We start from the raw sequence: 23,553 nt of genomic DNA, 5'->3' as shown, positions 1-23,553 counted from the left end.
GGGCGGCCGTACCCTGGCGACGTGCTGCCCACGCCCGACGCCGTCCGCACCGCGCTGTCCGCGGTCAACGACCCAGAACTGCACCGGCCTATCACCGAGCTGGGGATGGTCGAGCGCGTCGACGTCGGCGACGACGGCGTCGTGGACGTCCTGGTGCTGCTGACCACCGCCGGCTGCCCGATGCGCGAGCGCCTGACCTCCGACGTCACCGCCGCCGTGCGCGGCGTCGAGGGCGCGCGCGGGGCACGGGTGCGCTTCGGGGAGATGACGCCCGAGCAGCGCAGCGCGCTGACGGTGAAGCTGCGCGGCACCACCGGGGCCGCGCCCACCATCCGCTTCAACGAGCCGGGCAACCTCACGCGCGTCTACGCCGTCGCCTCCGGCAAGGGCGGCGTGGGCAAGTCCAGCGTCACCGTCAACCTCGCCGCGGCCATGGCCGCCGACGGGCTGCGGGTGGGCGTGCTCGACGCGGACGTGCACGGCTTCTCCGTGCCGCGCCTGCTGGGCGTCACCGCCAAGCCCACCCGCGTCGACAGCATGATCCTGCCGCCCACCGGCCACGGCGTGCGGGTGATCTCCATCGGGATGTTCGTGCCCGGCAACGAGCCGGTGGCCTGGCGCGGGCCCATGCTGCACCGGGCGCTGCAGCAGTTCGCCTCCGAGGTCTTCTGGGGCGACCTGGACGTGCTGCTGCTGGACCTGCCCCCCGGCACCGGCGACATCGCCATCAGCGTCGGCCAGCTCCTGCCGGGCGCGGAGGTCCTCGTGGTGACCACCCCGCAGGCCGCGGCCGCCGAGGTCGCCGAGCGCGCCGGGGCGGTGGCCGCGCAGACGTCGCAGAAGGTCGTGGGCGTGGTGGAGAACATGAGCTGGCTGCAGCTGCCCGACGGCCAGCGCCTGGAGGTCTTCGGCTCCGGCGGCGGGCAGCGCGTGGCGGACTCCCTGACCGAGCGCCTGGGCGCGCCCGTGCCGCTGCTGGCCCGGGTGCCGCTGGACGTGACGCTGCGCGAGGGCGGCGACGCCGGGGTGCCCGTGGTCCTCAGCGACCCGGACTGCCCGGCCTCGACGGCGCTGCGCGAGCTGGCCCGCACCCTGGCGGGCCGCCCGCGCGGGCTGGCCGGGCGCAAGCTGGGCCTCAGCGTCGCCTGAACGCGCGAGGGGCCGGCTCCCCCGCGGGGGGAGCCGGCCCGCAGCGCGCCGGCCGCGACGCCGCGGCGCCTCGGCGGCGCCTCAGGTGGCGTCCTCGTCGTAGGGCGCGGCGGCCGGTGCGGCGGACGCGGACGAGCCCTTGTCGAGGTTCACGCGCGAGGCGGCCGTGGCGCCCGCCGCGGGGCGCGCCGGCTTCTTCGCCGGGGCGGGCTCGTCGTCCCACACGTCCGAGAGGGCGTCGCGCACGATGCGCCGCGGGTCGTACTGGCGCGGGTCGAGCTTCTGCCAGTCGATGTCGTCGAACTCCGGACCCAGCTCCTCGCGCATCTGCGCCTGAGCGCCCTTGGCGAAGCGGCGCACCGACTTCACGAGCTGGGCCAGCTGCTCGGCGTACTGGGGCAGCCGCTCGGGTCCCAGCACGACCAGAGCCACGACGAGGAGGACGATCAGCTCGCCCCCGTTGATGCCGAACACGCCAGGATCCTAACCGTCCGCCTCGAGGGTCACGGGCACCTGCAGGTCCTGACCCCCCCGGCGCACCGTGAGCGTGACCGTGTCGCCGGGCTGGCGGGCGCGGATGTCGACGATGAGCTCGGCGGCCTCGGTCACCGGGCGCCCGTCCACGGCCAGCACCACGTCGCCCGGGCGCAGCCCCGCGCGGTCGGCGGGCCCGCCGCTCTCGACCGCGCCGGGCTGGTCGAGCACCTGCACGCCCTCGCCGCGGTACTGGCTGTCCAGGGAGACGCGGATCACCGGGTGCACCGCGCGGCCGGTGCGGATGAGCTGCTCGGCGGTGCGCCCGGCCTGGGCGGAGGGGATGGAGAAGCCGAGCCCGATGCTGCCGGCCGTCCCGCCGCCCTGGGCGCCGGGCAGGGCGGCGATCGCGGAGTTCACCCCGACCACCTCGCCGCGGTCGTTGAGCAGCGGCCCGCCGGAGTTGCCCGGGTTGATGGCCGCGTCGGTCTGGATGGCCTGGATGTAGGAGGCCTCCTCCGCGCCGCGCCCGCCGGCGGAGACCGGGCGGTTCAGCGCCGAGACGATGCCCTCGGTGACGGTGCCCTGCAGCCCCAGCGGCGCGCCCACGGCCACGACGCGGTCGCCGACGACCACGCTGGCGGAGTCGCCCAGCGCCAGCGGGCGCAGGCCCTCGCGCTCGACGCGCACGACGGCGAGGTCGTAGGAGGCGTCGGCGCCGACCACCCGGCCGGGCACCTGGGCACCGTCCTGGAAGACGACGGTCACGCCGTCGTCGTACGCGCCGGCCACGACGTGGTTGTTCGTCAGCACGAACGCCTCGGAGGCGTCAGCGGCCTCGGTCTGGAGGACGAAGCCGGAGCCGGTGCCGCTGCCGCCGCTGCCCTCGACCTGCAGCGCCACCACGCTGGGCAGCGCGGTGCGCGCGATCTCGGCCACGCTGCCGGCGGGGCGCACGGTGCTGCCCGGCTCCGGGTCGGCCACGGCGACGGCCGGGTAGGGGCCGGTGCCCTGCGAGCGCTCCTGCAGCAGCGCGCCGGCGAAGCCGCCGGCCACCCCGAGCAGCAGCACGGCCGAACCGGCGCCCAGCAGCCGCGCGGTGCGCCCGCTGCGCCGGCGCGCCGGCGCCGGGGGCGGCCACTGCTGCCAGGACGGGTCCTGCCCGGCGCCCTGCGGCGGCGGCGGCCACGACTGCGCCGGCCACCCCTGCTCCGCGGGGTGCTGCTCGTGGGGCTGCGGGGGGTGCTGCTCCGCGCCGTGCGGCCGGGGCGGCTCGGGCGCGCCCCAGGGCGAGGCCCCGGAGCGCTGCGGCTCCGGCGGGCTCGCCCACGGGTCGCGCGGGGCCCGCTCGTCCGGCGGGCTCGCCCACGGGTCGCGCGGGGCCTGCTCGCGCGGGGCCTCGTCCCCGGGGCCGCCCGGAGCGCCCCAGCCGCCGGGGGCGGTGGGGCCGGTCACCGGGAGGGGGCGGCGCGCTCGGGAGCGGGCGCCGGGGAGGTGGCGACGGGGCTCGCCGCGCCGTCCGCCGGGGCGCTCGTCGCGGGCGCCGCCGGGACGGGCACCGGGGCGCCGGGCACCGCTGGGCTGGTCGAGGGTCGCGGCGCGACCGGGGCGCTGGAGGGCGTGGTGCGCAGCTCGGCCACCGGGGCCGGGGCCTGCGGCTGCTGGCCGCCGAGCACGAGGAAGCCGGCGATGCCCACGCCGAGCAGCGAGAAGGTGCCCGCCAGCGCCGCGGCCACCGGTCGGCGGTGCACCCGGCGGCGCCGGGCCGGGGCGGGCGCGGGGCGGGTGCGCGCCGGTGGGTGGGCCAGGTCGGCGCGGGCCGGGGGCGCGGCGCCCACCGCCGGGCGGGCCGGGACGGCCATGGGGCGGTCGCGCGGGGGCAGCGGACCGCCGGGTCCGCCGATGTCGCGCAGGCGCACCAGCAGGTCCGCGGACGGCTCGAGGTCGGGCAGCGCGCGCAACCGGGCGCGCACGAGGCGCTCGGCCTCCACCGCCTCGGCGCAGTCGGCGCAGGCCCGCAGGTGCTCGCCGGCGCGCACGGCCGCGTCGGGGGCGAGCCGCCCGTCGACGAGCGGGCTGACCCGCGCGCCGAGGTGCGGTCCGCTCACGAGCGCTCCTCGCCGAGCGCCAGGCGGGGAGGGGCGGTGGGCGCCGGGGGGCGCGGGGCGCGGTGCGCCAGCGCCGTGCGCAGCTGGGCGCGGCCGCGGTGGATGCGCGAGCGCACCGTGCCGAGCTTGACGCCCAGGGTGGCGGCGATCTCCTCGTAGGACAGGCCCTCGATGTCGCACAGCACCACCACGGCGCGGAAGTCCGGCGGCAGGGAGTCCAGCGCCGCCTGGACGTCGTCGTCGAGGTTGCGGTGCTCGTAGGCGCGCTCGGGGCCGACGTCGGTGCTGGGCAGCTTCTCGCCGGCGTCCTCGGCCAGGGCGTCGAAGCGGATGCGCTGCTTACGGCGCACCTGGTCCAGGAAGAGGTTCGTGGTGATGCGGTGCAGCCAGCCCTCGAAGGTGCCCGGCTGGTAGCTCGACAGGGACCGGAAGACGCGCACGAAGACCTCCTGGGTGAGGTCCTCGGCGTCGTGGCGGTTGCCCGTCAGGCGGTACGCCAGGCGGTAGACGCGGCCGGAGTGGTCGCGCACGACCTCCTCCCACGTGGGGGGCACCCACGCGGGGGCGGACGGCTGCGCGTCCCGCTCGCCGGGCACCGCCCGGGCGCCGCCTGGGTCGTCTGGCACGGGGTTCCTCCTGGCGCGGGCGGGGAAGGGGACCGCGAACGGCGCCGCCACTGCCACCATGCTCCCCCACTCCCCCCGGCGGGGCCACTCCCCGCGGTGTGATCTCGCCCATCGGCGTCACCGGTCCCAACGCGGGGCGGACCCGGGCGGTTCCCGCGTCCCCCGGAGGTCGCGGTCGGGACCGTGACGGCGCGCATGCACTAGGTTGCCCGGGTGCCCCCGCCCGCGAAGCAGCCCGCCAGCTGGGCCTACGCCGAGCAGTTCACCGCCGAGGACGAGGTGCTGCAGGAGGCCCGCGCCCGCGCGGCCGACCTCGGCTGCGAGCCCGTCTCGCCGGGCACGGCCGCCGCGCTGACGGTGCTGGCCGCCGCGGCCAAGGCCCGCACGGCCGTGGAGGTGGGCACCGGCACGGGCGTGTCCACGGTCAGCCTGCTGCGCGGCATGGCGCCCGACGGCGTGCTGACGACCATCGACGTCGACGGCGAGCGCCAGCGCGCCGCGCGCGAGGCGGTGGCCGACGCCGGGGTGCGCAGCCAGCGGGCGCGCTTCATCCCGGGGCGCGCCCTGGAGGTGCTGCCGCGGCTGAGCGACTCCGCCTACGACCTGGTGCTGCTCGACGGCGACGAGCGCGAGTACTCCGCCTACCTGGAGCAGGCGCTGCGGCTGCTGCGCCCCGGGGGGCTGCTCGTCGTCGACGACGCCCTGTGGCAGGGGCGCGTGGCCGACCCGGCGGCGCGCGACGCGTCCACGGTGGCGCTGCGCGAGCTCGGCCGGGCGCTGGCCGAGGACGAGCGCTGGCTGTGCGCGCTGCTGCCGGCCGGCGAGGGGCTGCTGCTGGCGGTGCGGCGCCCCTGACGCGCCCGCACCGGCCGGCGGCCCCCGCCCCGGCTCAGCCGGCCAGCGACTCCAGCCAGCGCAGCAGCAGGCGGGCGCCGAAGCCGGTGGCGCCGCGGTTGACCTCGTGCTCGGCGCCGTCCGCGCGGGCGGGCCCGGCGATGTCCAGGTGCGCCCAGCGGCGCCCGCCGGTGAAGGGCTGCAGGAACTGCGCGGCCAGGATCGTGCCGGCGCCGGCCCCCGGGGCGGTGGCCACCTGCCGGGCGTCGGCGACGTCGGAGCGCAGCAGCTCGGCGTACTCGGGCACCAGCGGCAGGCGCCAGACCTGCTCGCCGGAGGCCTCCGAGGCGGCCTGCAGCTGCGCGGCGAGCTCGTCGTCGGTGGCGAACAGGGCCGCGTGCCGCTTGCCGAGCGCGACGGAGGCGGCGCCGGTGAGGGTGGCGACGTCGACGAGCACGTCCGGGTCGAGGGAGGCGTGGGCGTGCGCCAGGGCGTCGCCGAGCACCAGGCGGCCCTCGGCGTCGGTGTTGTTGACCTCGGTGGTGCGCCCGCCGTGGTGGCGCACGACGTCGCCGGGGCGGTAGGAGGCGCCGCCGAAGGAGTTCTCGGCCAGCGCCAGCAGGCCGGTCACGCGCACCGGCAGCCGCAGCCGGGCGGCCGCGGCGACCACGGCCAGCACGACGGCCGCGCCGGTCATGTCGGTCTTCATGGCCACCATCGACTCGCGCGGCTTCAGCGCCAGGCCGCCGGTGTCGTAGGTGATGCCCTTGCCGGCGAGGACGACGTGCGGCGCGCCGGCGCCGGCCCGCCCGCGGGGGCGGTGGCGCACCTGCACCAGCGCCGGCGGCGAGGGCGAGGCGCCGCCGACGGCCAGCAGCCCGCCGAAGCCCTCCCGGCGCAGGCGCGCCGCGTCGCGCACCTCCACCGTCAGGCCGTGCTCGGCGGCCACCTCGCGGGTGCGCGCCACGAGCCAGGCGGGGTCCTTGAGGTTGGAGGGGGTGGCCGCCAGGTCGCGGGCCAGGGCGGTGGCCGCGGCCAGCGCCTGCCCGCGCGCCACGGCGGCGGCCGGCACGTCGCCGACGAGCACGAGGCGGCGCGCGGGGCGCTCGCCGTCGGGGCGCTCGCCGTCGGGGCGCTCGCCGTCGGGGCGGCGCGCGGCCGTGGGCGGCACGTGGGAGGCGAGCAGGAAGCCCTCGACCACCGCGCGCACGCCCTCCTCGCCGGCGCCGTCGGCCAGGGTGGTGGCCACGTCCGCGGCGGGGCCGGCGGCGCGGGCCAGGGCGGCCGCGGCCCGGCGCAGCGCCGCGGGCGAGGAGTCGCCCGCGCCCACGGCCAGCAGCCGGCGCGGGGAGCCGGCCGGGGCCGGCACGGGCAGGCGCCAGGTACTGCCGGCGCGGCCGGAGACCTCCTCGGCGGCCAGCAGCGCGGCCAGGTCCACGCCGTAGCGCACGGCGGCGTCGGCGGCGCCCGGGCGCGGCCGGACCGGGCCGTCGCCCTCGCCGGGGGCCACCGGCACGCCCAGCACGTCGCAGCCGTCGAGGTCGGCGCCGGTCAGCGGGCCGGGCACCACGTGCACGGCCGGCGGGTCCCAGCGCCGCAGCTCGGGCGGGGCGGAGCGCACGGTCTCGGGGAGGGGGGAGGTGCTCACGGGGCGTCCTGTCCGGGAGGGCGGGTGTGCGCGGGGGGCGCGGGCCGCGGCGGCCGCGCGCGGGGACGGGGGGGGGGGGGGGGGGGGGGGGGGGGGGGGGGGGGGGGGGGGGGGGGGGGGGGCCGGGGCCGGGGGGCGGGGGGGGGGGCCGGCGGGCGGCCGCCCCCCCCCCCCCCCCCCCCCCGAGCCGTGGTCCTCAGCCGACGACCGAGGCGATGGCCTCCCCGAGGGCACCGGCTTCGTCGGGGGTCATCTCGACCACGAGACGGCCACCCCCTTCCAGCGGCATGCGCAGGACGATGCCGCGCCCCTCCTTGGTGACCTCCAGCGGACCGTCCCCGGTCCTCGGCTTCATGGCCGCCATCGGCGTGCGTCCTCTCTCGTGGTCCTCGTGCGCCCGCCGGCCGCGACCGGTCGCCGCGGCGGCGCGTGGCTCCATCATCCCCCATCGCCACCGCGCGCCGTGCGCCCGGGCGCCCGCGCCGATCACGCGTCGCGCTCACGGCGGCCAGTCGGAGGGCGGGGAGAAGCGCCACAGCCACGCCGTCCACACCACCTGCAGGGCCAGCGAGGCCGCCACCCACGCCCCCAGCGCGCCGCGCCGGCGCGGGTGCAGGCCCACCAGGCCGCCGAGCGGGAAGAGCAGCACGAGGTAGCGGAACAGGCTGGTGAAGGGGTCCAGCACCACCAGCAGGTAGGCGGGGTAGGCCAGGCACCAGGTGCGCAGGTCCGCGCCCAGCGCGGCGGTGCGCCGCGAGAGCAGCCAGGCGGCGTACGCGACGACGAGGAGCACCAGCAGCGGCGGGCCGGCCCCGCCGAGCAGGTAGCGTGAGACGGACCACCACGGCTGCAGCCACTCCACGCGCCCGCCGGCGCGCCAGGCGCCCATCGTGGCGGTGTAGGCGTCGGCGCGCCCGGTCAGCAGCGCCGCGGTCACCGGCCACAGCAGCCCCGCCGCGCTGCTGGCGCCCAGCAGCACCAGGGCGCGCAGCGCCACCCGCCCGCCCAGCACCGCCCCGCGGCGGTGCCCCTCGCGCGCGCGCAGCAGCAGGTGCACGGCGACGACCACCGACAGCGGCACCGCCACCGGCCGCGTCAGCCCCAGCACCAGCGCCACCGCGGCCGCCGGCAGGTAGCGCCGGCGCTGCAGCAGCAGCAGGAACGCCACCAGCAGCGCCAGCGCCGGGCCCTCGGTGTACGGCACCTGCAGCACCACCGCCGGCGGGCACACGCACAGCAGCACCGCCGCGCTCCACGCCCCGCGCCGCGCCGCGCCCGCCGGGCGGCGCGCGGACAGCGCCCGCAGCAGCAGCGCGTGCACGCCCACCGCCGCCGCGGCCCCGGTCAGCAGCGAGACCAGCGAGCCGGCCCACGCGAACGGCAGGCCGGTGGCCATGAGGGCCCGCGCCAGCAGCGGCGCCACCGGGTAGAAGGCCAGCTCCGACTGGCGCGGGTCGCCGTCGGCCCCCAGCGGCACGGCGGAGGGGTAGCCGTGCTCGGCGATCGAGCGGTACCAGGTGGCGTCCCAGAGCACGAGCACGTCGGCGTAGCCGGGGTCCTGCGGCGTCCAGGCGCTGGGCGGCTGGAAGCGGGCCACGGCGGCGAGCACCGCGGCGGTGAACAGCCGCGCCAGCGCGTAGACGGCCAGCACCCGCACCGCGGCCGGCAGCCGCAGCCAGCGCAGCAGCAGCGGGCGCACCAGCGCGCGGGCGCGCGGGCCGGCCGGGTGCGCCGGCGCCGCGGGGGCGCTCACGCGCGCCCCTCCAGCTCCCGCCGGGCCGCGCGCAGCACCGCCCCGAAGGCCGCCCGGCCCAGCAGGGCGGGCAGCGGCCCGCCGAGGGAGGCCAGCAGCGCCAGCGCGCGCGGGCGCACGAGGATGCGCTCGGTCCACTCCACCCGCGCCCGGCCCGGACCGTCCCCGCGCACGACGAGGTCGACCACGCCGCCGAGCTGCACGCCGACCTTGCGCACCCGCACCCGGCCCTCGCGCCCCGGCGCCGGGGCGGTGCGCGCCACGACGACCATCTCGTCGTCGAGCACCAGCGGGCCCAGGCGGCTGACCCCGGCGAAGCGCTCCCCGGGCGCGGCCACCGGCCCGCCGCGGCGCTCGACGACGGTGGCGGGCACCCACGCGCTCTGCCGCGGCCAGTCGGTGAGCACCTCGAAGACGCGCCCGGCGTCGGCGGCGACCACCGCGCGGGCGGTGAAGCGCACCTCCCCGCGCCGGCGCGCCACCCGCGCCGCCCGGGCCGCCGCCGCGCCCGCGGGGCTCAGTCCTCGACGGCGCGCCACGCGGCCAGCTCCTCGTCGCGCTCGCGGATCTCCTCGCGCAGCCGGTCCAGGACGGCGTCGACCTCGTCCATGCGGTAGCCGCGCAGCGCGGGCGTGAAGCGCACCTCGTCGACGTCGGACGCCAGCACCGGCCCCTCGGGCAGGCCGCGGTACGGCCGGTCGGTCACCGCCGGGCCCAGGGCGCCGCCGACGCGGCCGGTGGCCACGGCGGCGACCGCGCCGACGGCCAGCAGCACCAGCGCCAGCAGCACCACCGTCACGGCCGGCCCCCCGTCACGGCCGCTCCCCCGTCACGGCCGGCCCCCCGGCTCCCCCCGCTCGCCGCGCGGGTCGGTGGGGAAGTCCGCGAAGCTGCCGACGATCTCCGAGCTGGGCAGCGAGACGCGCTCGCGCGGGGCCGTCTCGAGGTGGTCCAGGGCCGCGGCGGGGTCGTCGGTGAAGAGCACCACCTCGAAGACGAGGGGGCGGGCGAAGCGGCGCTCGACGAGCTCCTCGAGCCAGCGGCGCAGGCCCGCGTAGTGCCCGTCGAGGTCCAGCACGGCCAGCGGCTTGGTGTGCAGGCCGATGGTGCGCGCCACCCAGATCTCGAACAGCTCCTCCAGCGTGCCCAGCCCGCCGGGCAGGACGATGAAGGCGTCCGCGCGCGCGTCCATCTCCGCCTTGCGCTCGCGCATGTCGGCGGTGACGACCAGCTCGCCGAGGCCCTCGGGGGGCAGCTCCAGGTCCATGAGCGCCTTGGGCATCACGCCGGTGGTGCGCGAGCCCGCCGCGCGCGCGGCGGCCTCCGCGGCGCCCATGACGGAGGTGCCGCCGCCGCCGTAGACGAGGTCGTGGCCGCGCTCGCCGATGAGGCGCCCGACGTGCGCGGCCAGCTGCACGTGCCGCTCGTCGATGCCGCCGGAGGCGCTGCCGTAGAGGCAGATGGTGCTCACGCCGCCCCCTCCCCCGCGCCGAGCAGCCAGCCGCGCAGGACGTCCAGGCACCGCTCGAGCTCCTCCACGCGGCAGCGCTCGTCGTCGGCGTGGGCGGTGGCGTTGTCGCCGGGACCGTAGTTGACGGCCGGCACGCCCAGCGCCGAGAAGCGCGCGACGTCGGTCCAGCCGAACTTCGGCAGCGGCTCGGTGCCGGTGCGGCGCACGAACTCCGCCGCGGCCGGCAGGTGCAGGCCGGGGCGGGCGCCCTCGGCGACGTCGGTCACGCGCACGTCGAAGCCGTCGAGGACCTCGCGCACGTGCGCCTCGGCCTCGGCGGCGGAGAACGCCGGGGCGAAGCGGTGGTTGACGGTGACCACGCACCGGTCGGGGATCACGTTGCCGGCGATGCCGCCGCTGATGCCCACCGCGTTCAGGCCCTCGCGGAAGACCAGGCCCTCCACCTCCACCTCGCGCGGGACGTGCTGCGCCAGGCGGGTCAGCACCGGGGCGGCGGCGTGGATCGCGTTGCTGCCGCGCCAGGCGCGCGCGGAGTGCGCCGCCCTGCCCGTGGTGGTCACCTCCGCGCGCAGGGTGCCGTTGCAGCCGCCCTCGACGACCGCCGAGGACGGCTCGAGCAGCACCGCGAAGTCGGCCGCGAGGAGGTGCGGGGCGTTGCGGGCCAGGCGGCCCAGGCCGTTGCGAGCGGCCTCGACCTCCTCGTTGTCGTAGAGGACGAAGGTGACGTCGCGCTGCGGGCCGCGCCCGGCGGCGACGGCGGCGGCGGTCTCGCGCGCCAGCACCAGCAGCACGGCCACCCCGCCCTTCATGTCGCACGTGCCGCGCCCGACGAGGACGTCGCCGTCGACGGGGTGCTGCTCGCGGCGCACCGGCAGGTTCGGCGGGTCGGCCAGCGGCACGGTGTCCAGGTGCCCGGCCAGCAGCACCCGCTCGCCGCGCCCGAGCGCGGTGCGGGCCACGACGGCGTCGCCGTCGCGCAGCACCTCCAGCGCGCCGCCGGCGAAGGAGCGCAGGGCCGCCTCGACGGCGTCGGCGAGGGCCCGCTCGGCGCCGCTGACGGACTCGGTGTCGCACACCCTGCGGGTCAGCTCCACCACGTCGAGCGCGGGGTCGGCGAGGTCGTACCGGTCGGTGGCCGGGGCGGTGGCCGGGGCGGTGGCCGGGGCGGTGGCCGGGGCGGTCGTCGGGGTCACGCCTCGAACCCTAGGCGCTGCCCGGCCGGCGGGTAGGGTCGCGGGCGTGAGCGAGCAGACGAACCCCCCCGCCACGCCCCCCGCCACGGACCCCGCCACCGCCCCCGGCGGCGGGTCCGCCGGCGGGTCCGGCAGCACCGCCGCCTCGCGGCGCGCCTGGGGGCACGGGCTGGCCACGGTCGCCGAGGACGGCACCGTGCTGGACGTCTGGTACCCCTTCCCGGCGCTGGGCGCGGCCACCTCCGGCGAGGCGAGCTCCTACGGGGTGCCGGCCGAGCTGGCCGCGCTGGAGGACTCCGACCCGCACCGGCGGGTGCGCCAGCGCGTGGTGACCACGCGGGTCGACCTCGACGCCGCGCCCGCCGACGCCGCCGACGCCTACCTGCGCCTGCACCTGCTCTCGCACCGCCTGGTGGCGCCCAACACCGTCGACCTCAGCGGGATCTTCGGGGTGCTGGCCAACGTGGTGTGGACCAACCGCGGCCCGTGCGCGGTGGCGGACTTCGAGCGCACCCGCCTGGCGCTGCGCGCCAACGTCGGCCCGGTCACCGTCTACGGCGTGGACAAGTTCCCGCGCATGACCGACTACGTCACCCCCACCGGCGTGCGCATCGCCGACGCCGACCGCGTGCGCCTGGGCGCGCACCTGGCCCCGGGCACCACCGTCATGCACGAGGGCTTCGTCAACTACAACGCCGGCACGCTGGGCACCTCCATGGTCGAGGGCCGCATCTCCGCCGGGGTCGTCGTCGGCGACGGCTCGGACGTCGGCGGCGGCGCCTCGATCATGGGCACCCTCTCCGGCGGCGGCAAGGAGGTCGTCAGCATCGGGCGGCGCACGCTGCTGGGGGCCAACTCCGGCACCGGCATCTCCCTGGGCGACGACTGCGTGGTCGAGGCCGGCACCTACGTCACGGCCGGCACGAAGGTCTCCGTGCTCGACGAGTCCGGCACCGCGCTGCGCACGGTCGCCGCGCGCACCCTCTCGGGCTCCTCCGGGCTGCTGTTCCGCCGCAACTCCGTCACCGGGGCGGTGGAGGCGCTGCCGCGGCGGGGCGTGGCGGTCGAGCTGAACGCCGCCCTGCACGCCAACTGACGCCGGTGCCCGTCAGCACCTCGCGCGGCCCCGGCGCGCCCCGCCCCGCCCGCCGCCCCGCCCGCCGGCCCACCCGCGGCGCCCTGCCGCGCTCGGCGTCCGCGGCCAACCGGCGCGCGCGGCGGCTGCGGCCCCTGGTGGCCGCCGGCTCGGCCCTGGTGGTGCTGACCGCCGGGGCGCTGTGGCTGGTGCGCGACGACGACGCGCCCGTGGTGCGCGAGCGCTGCACCGCCACCGTCGACGGGGCGAGCACCTCGCTCTCGCCGGAGCAGGCGCGCAACGCCGCCACCGTGGTGGGCCTGGCCGTGCGCCGCGGCCTACCGGCGCGCGCGGCCACCATCGCGATCGCGACGGTCGTGCAGGAGTCGGGGCTGCGCAACCTCGACCACGGCGACCGCGACTCCCTGGGGCTCTTCCAGCAGCGGCCCTCGCAGGGCTGGGGCTCCCCCGAGCAGGTGCGCGACCCGGTCTTCGCCACCACCGCGTTCTACGACGCGCTGGTGGAGGTCGACGGCTACCGCGACCTGCCGGTGACCGACGCCGCGCAGGAGGTGCAGCGCAGCGGCTTCCCGCTGGCCTACGGCGACCACGAGCCGGAGGCGCGGCTGATCGCCTCGGCGCTGACCGGCTACACCCCGGCCGGCTTCACCTGCCGGCTGCGCGCCGCCGAGCCGGACGCGCAGGTGGGCACGGACGAGGAGGCCTCCGCCGGCGCGCAGCGGCTGCGCGACGCGATGGGCACCGAGGTGGTCGCGGTGGCCCCGCGGGTGGTGCCCGGCACCGACGGCAAGGCGCTGCAGTACGCCCTGGAAGGCGAGGACGCCGCCCGCCTGGCGTGGGCGGCGGCGGCGTGGGCGGTGGCCTCGGCCGACGCCCACGACGTGGTGGAGGTCAGCGTCGAGGGCAGCACCTGGGTGCGCGAGCGCTCGGGGCACGGCTGGACGCCGGCCGGAACGGGCGTGCCGGCCGGCGCCGTGCGGGTGCGCGTGGCCTGAGCCGGGCGCGCGGCGCGGCCCGCGGCGGCGGGCGCCCGCGCGGCGGCGTCAGCGGGCGGTGACGTCCACGTAGTCGCGCGCGCCCTCGCCGACGTACACCTGGCGCGGGCGGCCGATCTTGGTGGCCGGGTCGTTGATCATCTCGCGCCACTGGGCGATCCAGCCGGGCAGGCGGCCCAGGGCGAAGAGCACCGTGAACATCTTCGTCGGGAAGCCCATCGCCTTGTAGATCAGCCCGGTGTAGAAGTCCACGTTCGGGTACAGCTTGCGCTCGGTGAAGTAGTCGTCGGAGAGGGCGATCTCCTCCAGGCGCACGGCGATGTCGAGGAGCTCGTCGCGCCCGCCGAGCTGGGAGAGCACCTGGTCGGCGGTCTTCTTCACGATGGCCGCGCGCGGGTCGTAGTTCTTGTACACCCGGTGGCCGAAGCCCATCAGGCGCACGCCCTTCTCCTTGTCCTTCACCCGCCGCATGAAGGTGTCGACGTCGTCGTCGGAGCCGCGGATGGTCTCCAGCATGTCCAGCACCGCGGAGTTGGCCCCGCCGTGCAGCGGACCGGACAGGGCGTGGATGCCCGCCGAGACCGAGGCGAAGAGGTTGGCCTGGCCGGAGCCGACCAGGCGCACGGTGGAGGTGGAGCAGTTCTGCTCGTGGTCGGCGTGCAGGACGAGCAGCTGGTCCAGCGCGCGCACCATGACCGGGTCCAGCTCGTAGTCCTCGGCGGGGTTGCCGAAGGCCAGGCGGGTGAAGTTCTCCACCAGGCCCAGGCGGTTGTCCGGGTACAGCAGCGGCTGGCCCAGCGACTTGCGGTGCGCGTACGCGGCGATGGTGGGCAGCTTGGCCATCAGGCGGATCGTGGACAGCTCCACCTGCTCGGCGTCGAACGGGTTCAGGCTGTTGGGGTAGAAGGTCGACAGCGCGCTGACGGCGCTGGAGAGCACCGGCATCGGGTGCGCGTCGCGCGGGAAGCCGTCGAAGAAGCGCTTGAGGTCCTCGTGCAGCAGGGTGTGGCGCTGGATGCGGGCGGTGAACGCCTCCAGCTGCTCGGCGCTGGGCAGCTCGCCGTAGATGAGCAGGTAGCTGGTCTCGATGAAGGACGACCTCTCGGCCAGCTGCTCGATGGGGTAGCCGCGGTAGCGCAGCACGCCGGCGTCGCCGTCGATGTACGTGATCGCCGACGTGCACGCGGCGGTGTTCGTGAAGCCCGCGTCGAGGGTGACCAGCCCGGTCTCCTTGAGCAGGCTGGAGATGCCGAAGCCGGAGGCGCCCTCGGTCGCCGGGGTCACCGGCAGGTCCAGGTCGCCACCTGCGTGCTTCAGCGTCACGGAGTCCACCATGCGGCTGACCGTACCCGTCCCCCGCGACCTCCCCCAACACCGGGACGCGGGCGCGCCCGGCGGCGCCGACGGGCCACCGGGGGCCACCGGGGCGCCGCCGCGGGATCAGGCGCCGGGCGCGTCCAGGCCGGCCAGGCGCTGCGGGACCTGCGCGACGCGCTCGTCCGTGGCGGTCAGCGCCACCCGCACGTGGCGCTCGCCGGCGGCGCCGTAGAAGTGCCCCGGGGCCACCAGCACGCCGCGGGCGGCGAGCAGGTCCACGGTCTCGCGCGAGCCGCGGCCCAGGGTGCTCCACAGGTACAGCCCCGCGCCGGAGGCGTCGACGCGGAAGCCGGCGCCCTCCAGGGCCGCGCGCAGCACCGCGCGGCGGGCGCGGTAGCGCTCGCGCTGGGCGGCCACGTGGGCGTCGTCGGCCAGGGCGGCGGCCAGCGCCACCTGCACCGGCCAGGGCACGATCATCCCGGCGTGCTTGCGCACCTCCAGCAGCTCGCGCACCAGCGCCGGGTCGCCGGCGACGAACGCCGCCCGGTAGCCGGCCAGGTTGGACTGCTTGGAGGTGGAGTACACCGACAGCAGGCCGGTGGTGTCCCCGCCGGTGACGCGCGGGTCCAGCACGGAGGGCACCAGGCCGCCGCGGAAGGCGTCGTGGGCGGCGTCCCAGCCCAGCTCGGCGTAGCACTCGTCGCCGGCCACGACGGCGCCGTGCTCGCGCGCCCAGGCCACCAGGGCGGCCAGCTCAGGCGCCTCCAGCACCGCCCCGGTGGGGTTGGACGGGGAGTTCAGCCACAGCAGCCGCACCCGGTGCCCGGCGCGGCGGGCCTCCTCCAGCGCGGCGGGGCCGGCGGAGACGTCCACGGGCACCGGGGTGGCCCCGGCCAGGCGGGCGCCGACGTCGTAGGTGGGGTAGGCCACCGCCGGGTGCGCGACCGCGTCGCCGGGCCCCAGGCCCAGCAGCAGCGGCAGCCACGCGACGAGCTCCTTCGAGCCCACGGTGGGCAGCACGCCGTCGGGGTCCAGGCCGGGCACGCCGCGCCGGCGCGCGAACCACGCCGCCACGGTCTCGCGCAGCGGCGCGGTGCCCCACGTCAGCGGGTAGCCGGGGGCGTCGGCGGCCGAGCGCAGCGCCGCGGCGACGACCTCGGGCGTGGGGTCCACGGGCGTGCCGACCGAGAGGTCGACGATCCCGCCGGGGTGGGAGGCGGCCAGCGCCTTGGCGCCGGCCAGGGAGTCCCACGGGAAGTCCGGCAGCGCGGCGCCCGGGCCCCGGCGCGCGGTGCCCGGGGCCGCCGGGGCGCTCAGCGCCCCTCGCCCTGCGGGGGCAGCGCGGCCACCACCGGGTGGTCCGCCTCGATCAGGCCCGTCTTGGCCGCACCACCGGGCGAGCCGACCGCGTCGAAGAACTGCACGTTCGCCGCGGTGAACGCCGACCACTGCTCGGGCACGTCGTCCTCGTAGTAGATGGCCTCCACCGGGCACACCGGCTCGCACGCGCCGCAGTCGACGCACTCATCGGGGTGGATGTACAGCGAGCGCTTGCCCTCGTAGATGCAGTCGACCGGGCACTCCTCGATGCACGCCTTGTCCTTGACGTCCACGCAGGGCTGGGCGATCACGTAGGTCACGGGTGTCCTCCTCCTCCGGCACAGGGGGCCGCCGGACGCGTGCTCCTAGTATCGCGGACTCCGGCGGTGCTCGCCGTCGGGGACGGTGCGGGCCGGGCGCCCGGGGTGCGAGGGGGGCGGTGCGGGTGGGCGAGGTCTCGCCGGTGCACGTGCTGCGCGAGCAGGAGCTCGTGGTCGGCGCGCGGGTGGTGGTGCGCCGCCGGCTGGCCGACGGCTCCGCCAGCGACGCCCTGGGCGAGCTGGTCGCCGCCGACGGCGCGGCGCTCGTGGTCGCCACCCGCCGCGGCGAGGTGCGGGTGCGCCGCGCGGACGTGCTGGCCGCCAAGGCGGTGCCCCCGCCGCCGCGCCGGCGCGGCGCGCCCCACGAGGCGCTGGGCGTGGACGAGCTGGAGGCCGTGGCGGCCGAGCACTGGCGCCCCGACGAGCGCGTCGACCTCGGCGGCTGGCGCCTGCGCGCGGCCGGGGGGTTCACCGGGCGCGCGAACTCCGCCCTGGCCACCGGCTCCCCCGGCCTGCCGCTGGCCGAGGCGCTCGCCGCGGTGGAGGCCTTCTACGACCGGCGCGGGCTGCCGGCGCGGGTGGCGGTGCCCCACGCCGCCGGCTCCGCGCTCGACGCGCCGGCGGTGGCCGGGGAGCTGGCCGCGCGCGGCTGGGCCGTGGACACCCCGACGCTGGTGCTGACCGCGGCGCTGCGCGCGCTGCCGGACCCGGGCGCGGTGCCGCTGCCGCCGGGGTGCTCGGTGGTGGCCGCCGCGGAGCCGGACGAGGGCTGGCTCGGGCTGTACCGCTACCGCGGCACGACGGCCGTGCCCGAGGCGGGCCGGCGCGTGCTGCTCTCGGCCGACGCGCAGGTCTTCCTGAGCGTCGTGGCGGACGGCGCGACGGTGGCCGTGGCGCGCGGGTCGGCCAGCCCGGGGTGGGTGGGCCTCTCGGCCGTGGAGGTCGCCCTCGAGCACCGCCGGCGCGGGCTGGCCCGCCGCCTGCTGGCCGAGGTGGCCGCGTGGGGGCTCGAGCGCGGGGCGTCCGCGGCGTTCCTGCAGGTGGCGGCCGCGAACACCGGTGCCCGTGCCCTGTACGCCGGCGCCGGCTTCGCGGTGCACCACGCCTACCACTACCGGGTGCGCCCCGGCGCGTGAGCGCGACGGCGCGGTCTGCCGACTCCGGCGCACCACCGGCTGGGCGATTGCAGGACGGCGGCACTGGCGCCAAAGTGGCGCCATGCCCAGCGTGCAGATCAAGGACGTCCCCGACGAGATCCACGCCGTGCTGCGCCGGCGCGCGGCAGTGGCGCACCAGTCCCTGCAGGAGTACCTGCTCACCATGCTCGTCGAGCAGGCCAGCACCCCCTCGCTCGACGAGGTCCTCGACCGCGCCGGCGGTCGGGCCGGCGGCAGCGTGTCCTTCCGCGAGGCCGTGGACGCCCTGCACGACGAGCGCGAACGCCGTTCGTGATCGTCGTCGACGCCAGCGTCCTGGCGCCGGCGCTGGCCGACGACGGCCCCGACGGCGACCGCGCCAGGGACCACCTGCGCGGCCAGGTGCTCACCGCCCCGGAGGTGGTCGACCTGGAGGTCACCTCCGTCCTGCGCCGGGCCGCCGCCTCCGGCGCCCTGCCGGCCCGCCGGGCCGACCTGGCGCTGCAGGACCTCCTCGACGTCCCCCTGCGCCGCGCAGCCCACCGCCCGCTGCTGCGCCGCTGCTGGGAACTGCGCCACGCCGTCTCGAGCTACGACGCCGCGTACGTGGCGCTGGCCGAGGTGCTGGACGTGCCGCTGCTGACGGCGGACGCCCGTCTGTCGCGCGCGCCCGGCACCAGGTGCCGGTTCGAGCTCCTGCGCTGAGGGCCCGCGCCGGTGGCCGCTGCCGGCCCGTGCGCGGCCCCGCGAGCGCGGCGGCCGGCCCACGCGCCCTCCCCCCGGAGGTGCGCGGGCCGCGCCGCCGCTCGCCGGCCCCCTCCCGCGCCTCCCCTCCGGGCGCGGGCGGGCCGGGCCCGGCTCAGTCCCGCAGCGCGCCCGGGGACGTGGCCGGGGAGAGCGGGTGCACCGCGCCGTCGCGCAGGTCCACCACCCGCGGGGCGGCACCGGCCCCGTGGGCGGCGTGCGCCGCCTCGAGGACGTCGGTGATCTCGTGGCCGATGAGCTCGTGGCGCTCCAGCAGCGCGTCGCGCAGCGCCGCGACGAGGTGGCGGTGGCGGCCCAGCAGCTCGCGCACGGCCTCCTTCTGCTCGGTCAGCAGCGCCTCGACGAGCCGGCGGCCCTCCGCGTCGCCCAGGACGCGGGCGACGAGGTTGCCGTCGGCCAGGGCGCCGTTCTGCACGGCGGTGAAGGAGACCAGCGTGCCGGCCATGCCGGCGGCGCCGACCATCTGCGCGGCGGTGGAGGTCGCGGCCTGCAGGTCGCCGGCCGGGCCGGTGGACACGTCGCCGAAGAAGAGCTCCTCGGCGACCTGCCCGCCGAAGGCGATGCGGATCATGGCGGCCAGCTCGGAGCGGGAGCGGGTGTAGACGTCCTCGGCGTCGCCGTGCGCCAGCAGGCCCAGCGCGGAGGCGCGCTTGACGATGGTGAGGACCTCCAGGCGCCGCTGCGGGGCCACGAGCCAGGCCACGACGGCGTGCCCGGCCTCGTGGGTGGCGATCAGGCGCTCCTCGTGGGGCGTGTAGGCCACCGGCTGGCCCAGCCCGACCTCGGTGACCAGGCGCGCGTGCTCGACGTCGGCCCAGGACATGCCGTCGGCGTCGCGGCGCACGGCGTTGACCAGGGCCTCGTCGAGCAGGCTCTCGATCATCACGGGGCTGTAGCCGTTGGTGATGCCGGCCAGCGCGTCGCGGCGCTCGTCCTCGTCCAGCTGGGGCTCGTGGGCCTTGCGGGCCAGGAAGTGGTCGACGAGCTGGCGGCGCCCGGCCCGGTCCGGCAGCCCGAAGGCCAGGCGGCGGTCGAAGCGGCCCGGGCGCAGCAGCGCGGGGTCCAGGGAGTCGGCGCGGTTGGTCGCGGCGATCACGAGGACCTCGGCGGGCTCGGTGCGCGGGCGGGCCAGGCGCCGGGAGGCGGGCAGGAAGCGGTTGACCGCGTCGACGGCCCAGCTGTGCAGCCGCTCGCCGGCGGTGGGCTCGTCGAAGGACTGCATCTGCACGAGCAGCTCGTTGACCACGCCGCTGGCGCCCTCGCTGCTGGCCAGGCGCTCCACGCGCAGCCCCGCGGCCGCGGCGCCGGTGCCGGCGGTGTCGACCAGCAGGCCGGTCAGGCCGCCGCAGCCGAGCACGCCGGTGGCCGCGGGCGCGGCGGTGGTGGCCGCCGCGGACATCCCGCCGCGGGCGCCGGCGATGGCGTCGATCTCCTCGATGAAGCCGATGGCGCCGCCCTCGGCGCGCGCGGCCCGGCGCAGGGCGCGGAAGTAGGAGCGCACCTTGCGGGCGGTGGCTCCGTACCACATGGACTGGAAGGAGGTCGCCGAGACGAAGAGGAACGGCACCCCGGCCTCGTGGGCCATGGCCTTGGCCATGTGGGTCTTGCCCGTGCCGGGCGGGCCCTCGAAGAGCAGGCCGCGGCGCGGGCGCCCGCCCATGTCGCGGCGGAAGCTGCGCGCGGACAGGAAGAGGTCCAGGCTGCGCTCGACGTCCTCCTTGACCGGCGCCAGGCCCACGACGTCGTCGAGGGTGACGTCGATCTGCTCGGGGCGGTAGACGACGTGCGGGGAGCGCCCGGCTACGAGGGTCTGCCCCAGCAGCACGGCGATGAGCACGGCGAAGAACAACCCCGACATCAGGTACAGCGGGTCCACGCTCGGCCACGCCGGCAGCAGCGGGCGGCCGGTGGCCACCCGCGCGGTGCCGGCGGCCGCCAGGGCCAGCGCGAGGCCGGCCAGGACGGCGGTGCGCCGCCGGCGGCGGCGCTCGCGCAGCCGGCCCACGTCCCCGGCGTCGCGCCCGGCCCGGCGCACGGCGCCGCGCGCCGCCCCGGCCTGCGTTCGCGGGGTCCCCACCAGGTGGTCGGCCACGGCCGCTCCTCTCCTCGCGCCCGGACGGAGCACCGGGCCACGGCTCCACCCAACCCCCGCCGCGGCGGGGCGACGACCCGTGGTGACCGGTTCGGAGGACCGGGTTCACCCGGCTGGAGCAACGCAGCGTGATGAGGTGAGCACCGACGGGCGGCCCGCGGGGCTCAGGACGTGGTGGCGATCCCAGCGAAGAGGTCCGTCTCGCGCCCGTCGGCGTCAAAGGGGCCGGCCGCGGTGCCGTGCACGAGGCGGAAGTGCTCGCGCACGCCCAGCGGCTGCGGCACGCCGTTGGACAGCCGCAGCGCCGGCACCGGCGCGTCGAGGTCGAGCACGACCTGCGTGGCGTGCGCGCGCAGCGCGGCGATCTTCGCGGGCACCTGCTCGGCGCCGTCGACGACGGTGGTGACCTGCTCGTCGGGCACCGCGACGCTGGGCAGGGGCCCGGCGGGGTCGGCCGCGCCCGGCGCGCCGGAGGCGGCCAGCTCGCGCAGCGCGGCGCGCAGCTCGCCCGCGGGCTGCACGACCTCGTAGACCTTGGCCACCTGCCACGGCACGGTGACGCCGTCGCCGCGCCCCTCGCCGGCGGCCAGCACCAGGGCGCGGGCGGTGGCCTCGGCGACGCGCACGTGGTCCGGGTGCCCGTAGCCGCCGCCGGGCTCGTAGGTGACCACCACCTGCGGGCGCACCTCGCGCACCACGTCGGCGATGCGCCCGGCGACCTCCTCGGGGTCGGCGGCGGTCAGCGCGCGCGGGTCGACGTCGTCGCCGGCCGCGGCGCGCCCGGGCCGCAGCCACACCATGCCCGAGTCGCGGTAGCCGCTGCCGTCCGGGCGGGTCAGGAAGCGGTGGTCCTCCACGCCCAGGGCCTCCATCGCCGCGGCCAGCTCGCCGGTGCGGTGCTCGGCCAGCTCCTCGGGCCCCAGGTGGGCCAGCTGCGGCGGGATCACCTCGCCCAGCTCGCCGCGGGTGGCGGTCAGCAGCACCACCTGGGCGCCCGCCTCGGCGTAGCGGGCCATGGTCAGGCCGGTGGCCAGGGTCTCGTCGTCGGGGTGGGCGTGCACCAGCAGCAGCCGGTGCGGCTGGTCCAGGCGCTCCAGCGCGGCCAGCTCGGCCGGGTCCAGCTCCCGGGCGACGTCGTCGACGACGTCCTCGGCGATCTCCAGCGCGTCCCGGCCGGCGGTGGCGGCCCCCGCGGCGCCCTCGCCGGTGCGCTCGGGCCCTGCGGGGGGTTCGGGGGTCGTCGTCATGCGCCCCACCCTGTGCCGTGGCGGTGCCCGGTGCAAGACGCGTGATCTCGCCGGGCGCGGGGACGCCGGGGGGCGGCGTGCGGGCCGTCAGCCCTTCTTGGCCTTCGAGGCGGTCTTGGCGCGCGCGGACGCCTCCAGGACCACCTTGCGGATGCGCACGGCCTCCGGGGTCACCTCGACGCACTCGTCCTCGCGGCAGAACTCCAGGCACTGCTCGAGGGACAGGTGGCGCGGGGGGATCAGGCGCTCGAACTCGTCGGAGGTCGACGAGCGCATGTTGGTGAGCTTCTTCTCCTTGGTGATGTTGACGTCCATGTCGTCGGCGCGGGAGTTCTCCCCGACGATCATGCCCTCGTACACCTCGGAGGTCGGCTCGATGAACATCTGCCCGCGCTCCTGGAGGTTGGTCATCGCGAACGCGGTGGCCGCCCCGGCGCGGTCGGCGACCAGGGAGCCGGACTGGCGGGTGCGGATCTCGCCCGCCCAGTGGTCGTACTTCGCGAACAGCGCGTGCGCGATGCCGGTGCCGCGGGTGTCGGTGAGGAACTCGGTGCGGAAGCCGATCAGGCCGCGGGAGGGGACGTAGAACTCCATGCGCACCCAGCCGGTGCCGTGGTTGGTCATCGTCTCCATGCGGCCCTTGCGGGCGGCCATCAGCTGGGTGATGGCACCCAGGTACTCCTCGGGGGAGTCGATGGTGAGGTTCTCGAAGGGCTCGAGCGTCTTGCCGTTCTCGTCCTTGCGCAGCACGACCTGCGGCTTGCCGACGGTCAGCTCGTAGCCCTCGCGGCGCATCTGCTCCACGAGGATGGCCAGCGCCAGCTCGCCGCGGCCCTGCACCTCCCACGCGTCGGGGCGGTCGGTGGGCAGCACGCGGATGGAGACGTTGCCGACGAGCTCGGACTCCAGGCGGTCCTTGACCAGGCGCGCGGTGACCTTGGCGCCCTTGACGCGCCCGGCCAGGGGCGAGGTGTTGGTGCCGATGACCATGGAGATGGCGGGCTCGTCGACCGTGATGAGCGGCAGCGGGCGCGGGTCCTCGGGGTCGGCGAGGGTCTCGCCGATGGTGATGCCCTCGATGCCGGCGACGGCGACGATGTCGCCGGGGCCGGCCTTCTCGCCGGGCACGCGGGTGACGGCCTCGGTCACCAGCAGCTCGGTGATCCTGACGCGCTCGATGGTGCCGTCGTGCTTGCACCAGGCGACCTGCTGGCCCTTGACGAGCTCGCCGGAGAAGATGCGCAGCAGGGCCAGGCGACCCAGGAACGGCGAGGCGTCGAGGTTGGTGACGTGCGCCTGCAGCGGGGTCTCGGGGTCGTAGGTCGGCGCCGGGATGGTCTGCAGGATCGTCTGGAACAGCGGGACGAGGTCCTCGGAGTCGGGCAGGCCGCCGTCCTCGGGCCGGTTCAGGGAGGCGCGGCCGTTCTTGGCCGAGGCGTACACGACGGGGACCTCGAGCAGCTTGTCGGCGTCGATGCCCTCGACGTCGGCGGCCAGGTCCAGCAGCAGGTCGTAGGTCTCCTCCACGACGGCGTCGATGCGCGCGTCGGGGCGGTCGACCTTGTTGACGAGGATGACGACGGGCATCCCCGCGGCCAGCGCCTTGCGCAGCACGAAGCGGGTCTGCGGCAGCGGGCCCTCGGAGGCGTCCACGAGCAGCACGACGCCGTCGACCATGGACAGGCCGCGCTCGACCTCGCCGCCGAAGTCGGCGTGGCCGGGGGTGTCGATGATGTTGATGGTCATGCCGCCCTCGGGAGCACCGGGGCCGGTGTACCGGACCGAGGTGTTCTTCGCGAGGATGGTGATGCCCTTCTCGCGCTCGAGGTCGCCGGAGTCCATGACGCGGTCGGCGACGTCGGCGTTGGCGCGGAAGGCGCCGGACTGCCAGAGCATCGCGTCGACGAGCGTCGTCTTGCCGTGGTCGACGTGGGCGACGATCGCGACGTTGCGCAGGTCCTCACGGGTGCTCAGGGGCATGCTTGGCTTCTCGATCCGCTGCGGGGTGG

General features: G+C 77.7%; 24 protein-coding genes. 7 read left to right on the top strand and 17 right to left on the bottom strand.

Features of this window, described 5'->3' with window-relative positions:
* Positions 1-21 precede the first annotated feature (21 nt).
* Positions 22-1,149: an Mrp/NBP35 family ATP-binding protein gene (locus tag ACRYMN_RS02445; RefSeq protein WP_432491604.1), complete on the top strand. Its 1,128-nt coding sequence runs from the start codon at positions 22-24 to the stop codon at positions 1,147-1,149.
* A gap of 81 nt (positions 1,150-1,230) precedes the next feature.
* Here ACRYMN_RS02445 and ACRYMN_RS02440 read toward each other — a convergent pair whose 3' ends face one another.
* Genes ACRYMN_RS02440 through sigE form a run of 4 tightly spaced genes read right to left on the bottom strand, consistent with a single transcriptional unit; the run spans position 1,231 to position 4,327 of the window.
* Positions 1,231-1,623: a sec-independent translocase gene (locus ACRYMN_RS02440; RefSeq protein WP_432491602.1), complete on the bottom strand. Its 393-nt coding sequence runs from the start codon at positions 1,621-1,623 to the stop codon at positions 1,231-1,233.
* A gap of 9 nt (positions 1,624-1,632) precedes the next feature.
* A complete protein-coding gene (locus ACRYMN_RS02435; RefSeq protein WP_432491600.1) occupies positions 1,633-3,078 on the bottom strand; it encodes a S1C family serine protease in 1,446 nt (481 codons plus the stop codon).
* A complete protein-coding gene (locus ACRYMN_RS02430; protein WP_432491598.1) occupies positions 3,075-3,731 on the bottom strand; it encodes an anti-sigma factor family protein in 657 nt (218 codons plus the stop codon). The genes ACRYMN_RS02435 and ACRYMN_RS02430 overlap by 4 nt, the downstream gene beginning before the upstream one ends.
* Entirely contained in the window at positions 3,728-4,327 is a 600-nt protein-coding gene (gene sigE, locus ACRYMN_RS02425) for an RNA polymerase sigma factor SigE (protein WP_432491655.1), read from the bottom strand. Before sigE ends, ACRYMN_RS02430 begins: the two co-directional genes overlap by 4 nt.
* A gap of 243 nt (positions 4,328-4,570) precedes the next feature.
* Between sigE and ACRYMN_RS02420 the strand changes: the two genes are divergently transcribed.
* Positions 4,571-5,212, top strand: coding sequence for an O-methyltransferase (locus ACRYMN_RS02420; RefSeq protein ID WP_432491596.1), 642 nt, complete (start codon positions 4,571-4,573; stop codon positions 5,210-5,212).
* A gap of 34 nt (positions 5,213-5,246) precedes the next feature.
* Here the strand turns inward: ACRYMN_RS02420 and ACRYMN_RS02415 are convergent, their stop codons facing one another.
* The 7 genes from ACRYMN_RS02415 to dapE all read right to left on the bottom strand — a co-directional run bounded on the left by ACRYMN_RS02415 (position 5,247) and on the right by dapE (position 11,256).
* Positions 5,247-6,839: a leucyl aminopeptidase family protein gene (locus ACRYMN_RS02415; RefSeq protein WP_432491594.1), complete on the bottom strand. Its 1,593-nt coding sequence runs from the start codon at positions 6,837-6,839 to the stop codon at positions 5,247-5,249.
* A gap of 196 nt (positions 6,840-7,035) precedes the next feature.
* Complete coding sequence (locus tag ACRYMN_RS02410; RefSeq protein ID WP_432491592.1) at positions 7,036-7,203, bottom strand: DUF3117 domain-containing protein; 168 nt, start codon at positions 7,201-7,203, stop codon at positions 7,036-7,038.
* Between the two features lie 135 nt (positions 7,204-7,338).
* Positions 7,339-8,592 carry a hypothetical protein gene (locus ACRYMN_RS02405; protein WP_432491590.1) on the bottom strand — a complete coding sequence of 418 codons (1,254 nt, stop codon included), beginning with the start codon at positions 8,590-8,592 and terminating at the stop codon, positions 7,339-7,341.
* Positions 8,589-9,131, bottom strand: coding sequence for an SRPBCC family protein (locus ACRYMN_RS02400; protein WP_432491588.1), 543 nt, complete (start codon positions 9,129-9,131; stop codon positions 8,589-8,591). The genes ACRYMN_RS02405 and ACRYMN_RS02400 overlap by 4 nt, the downstream gene beginning before the upstream one ends.
* Positions 9,110-9,391: a DivIVA domain-containing protein gene (locus ACRYMN_RS02395; RefSeq protein ID WP_432491586.1), complete on the bottom strand. Its 282-nt coding sequence runs from the start codon at positions 9,389-9,391 to the stop codon at positions 9,110-9,112. The genes ACRYMN_RS02400 and ACRYMN_RS02395 overlap by 22 nt, the downstream gene beginning before the upstream one ends.
* Positions 9,392-9,421: 30 nt before the next feature.
* A complete protein-coding gene (locus ACRYMN_RS02390) occupies positions 9,422-10,063 on the bottom strand; it encodes an LOG family protein (RefSeq protein ID WP_432491584.1) in 642 nt (213 codons plus the stop codon).
* Complete coding sequence (dapE, locus tag ACRYMN_RS02385; RefSeq protein WP_432491582.1) at positions 10,060-11,256, bottom strand: succinyl-diaminopimelate desuccinylase; 1,197 nt, start codon at positions 11,254-11,256, stop codon at positions 10,060-10,062. The genes ACRYMN_RS02390 and dapE overlap by 4 nt, the downstream gene beginning before the upstream one ends.
* Before the next feature lie 46 nt (positions 11,257-11,302).
* Between dapE and dapD the strand changes: the two genes are divergently transcribed.
* Positions 11,303-12,352 (top strand): 2,3,4,5-tetrahydropyridine-2,6-dicarboxylate N-succinyltransferase, encoded by a 1,050-nt coding sequence (dapD, locus tag ACRYMN_RS02380; RefSeq protein WP_432491580.1) that lies wholly within the window; start codon positions 11,303-11,305, stop codon positions 12,350-12,352.
* A 5-nt stretch (positions 12,353-12,357) separates the two neighbouring features.
* Entirely contained in the window at positions 12,358-13,347 is a 990-nt protein-coding gene (locus ACRYMN_RS02375) for a hypothetical protein (protein ID WP_432491578.1), read from the top strand.
* A 48-nt stretch (positions 13,348-13,395) separates the two neighbouring features.
* Here the strand turns inward: ACRYMN_RS02375 and ACRYMN_RS02370 are convergent, their stop codons facing one another.
* From ACRYMN_RS02370 to fdxA, 3 genes are all read right to left on the bottom strand, one after another.
* A complete protein-coding gene (locus ACRYMN_RS02370) occupies positions 13,396-14,682 on the bottom strand; it encodes a citrate synthase (protein WP_432491576.1) in 1,287 nt (428 codons plus the stop codon).
* A 105-nt stretch (positions 14,683-14,787) separates the two neighbouring features.
* On the bottom strand, positions 14,788-15,981 hold the full coding sequence (gene dapC, locus ACRYMN_RS02365) for a succinyldiaminopimelate transaminase (protein ID WP_432491653.1): 1,194 nt from the start codon (positions 15,979-15,981) through the stop codon (positions 14,788-14,790).
* Positions 15,978-16,304, bottom strand: coding sequence for a ferredoxin (gene fdxA / locus ACRYMN_RS02360; protein ID WP_432491574.1), 327 nt, complete (start codon positions 16,302-16,304; stop codon positions 15,978-15,980). The genes dapC and fdxA overlap by 4 nt, the downstream gene beginning before the upstream one ends.
* Before the next feature lie 119 nt (positions 16,305-16,423).
* Here fdxA and ACRYMN_RS02355 point away from each other — a divergent pair, with 119 nt between their 5' ends.
* The 3 genes from ACRYMN_RS02355 (at position 16,424) to ACRYMN_RS02345 (ending at position 18,145) form a co-directional block, all read left to right on the top strand.
* Positions 16,424-17,440, top strand: coding sequence for a GNAT family N-acetyltransferase (locus ACRYMN_RS02355; RefSeq protein ID WP_432491572.1), 1,017 nt, complete (start codon positions 16,424-16,426; stop codon positions 17,438-17,440).
* Between the two features lie 82 nt (positions 17,441-17,522).
* Complete coding sequence (locus tag ACRYMN_RS02350; protein WP_432491570.1) at positions 17,523-17,756, top strand: FitA-like ribbon-helix-helix domain-containing protein; 234 nt, start codon at positions 17,523-17,525, stop codon at positions 17,754-17,756.
* Complete coding sequence (locus ACRYMN_RS02345; protein WP_432491568.1) at positions 17,753-18,145, top strand: type II toxin-antitoxin system VapC family toxin; 393 nt, start codon at positions 17,753-17,755, stop codon at positions 18,143-18,145. Before ACRYMN_RS02350 ends, ACRYMN_RS02345 begins: the two co-directional genes overlap by 4 nt.
* Before the next feature lie 154 nt (positions 18,146-18,299).
* Here the strand turns inward: ACRYMN_RS02345 and ACRYMN_RS02340 are convergent, their stop codons facing one another.
* The 3 genes from ACRYMN_RS02340 to typA all read right to left on the bottom strand — a co-directional run bounded on the left by ACRYMN_RS02340 (position 18,300) and on the right by typA (position 23,524).
* Positions 18,300-20,297, bottom strand: coding sequence for an AAA family ATPase (locus ACRYMN_RS02340; RefSeq protein WP_432491566.1), 1,998 nt, complete (start codon positions 20,295-20,297; stop codon positions 18,300-18,302).
* Positions 20,298-20,461: 164 nt separating this feature from the next.
* Positions 20,462-21,544, bottom strand: coding sequence for an N-acetyl-1-D-myo-inositol-2-amino-2-deoxy-alpha-D-glucopyranoside deacetylase (gene mshB / locus ACRYMN_RS02335; protein ID WP_432491564.1), 1,083 nt, complete (start codon positions 21,542-21,544; stop codon positions 20,462-20,464).
* An 87-nt stretch (positions 21,545-21,631) separates the two neighbouring features.
* Positions 21,632-23,524 carry a translational GTPase TypA gene (gene typA / locus ACRYMN_RS02330; protein WP_432491562.1) on the bottom strand — a complete coding sequence of 631 codons (1,893 nt, stop codon included), beginning with the start codon at positions 23,522-23,524 and terminating at the stop codon, positions 21,632-21,634.
* Positions 23,525-23,553: the final 29 nt, after the last annotated feature.

The organism is Kineococcus gypseus (assembly GCF_050871305.1).
Classification (GTDB): Bacteria; Actinomycetota; Actinomycetes; order Actinomycetales; family Kineococcaceae; genus Kineococcus; species Kineococcus gypseus.
This window is presented reverse-complemented; position numbering and strand designations above follow the sequence as displayed.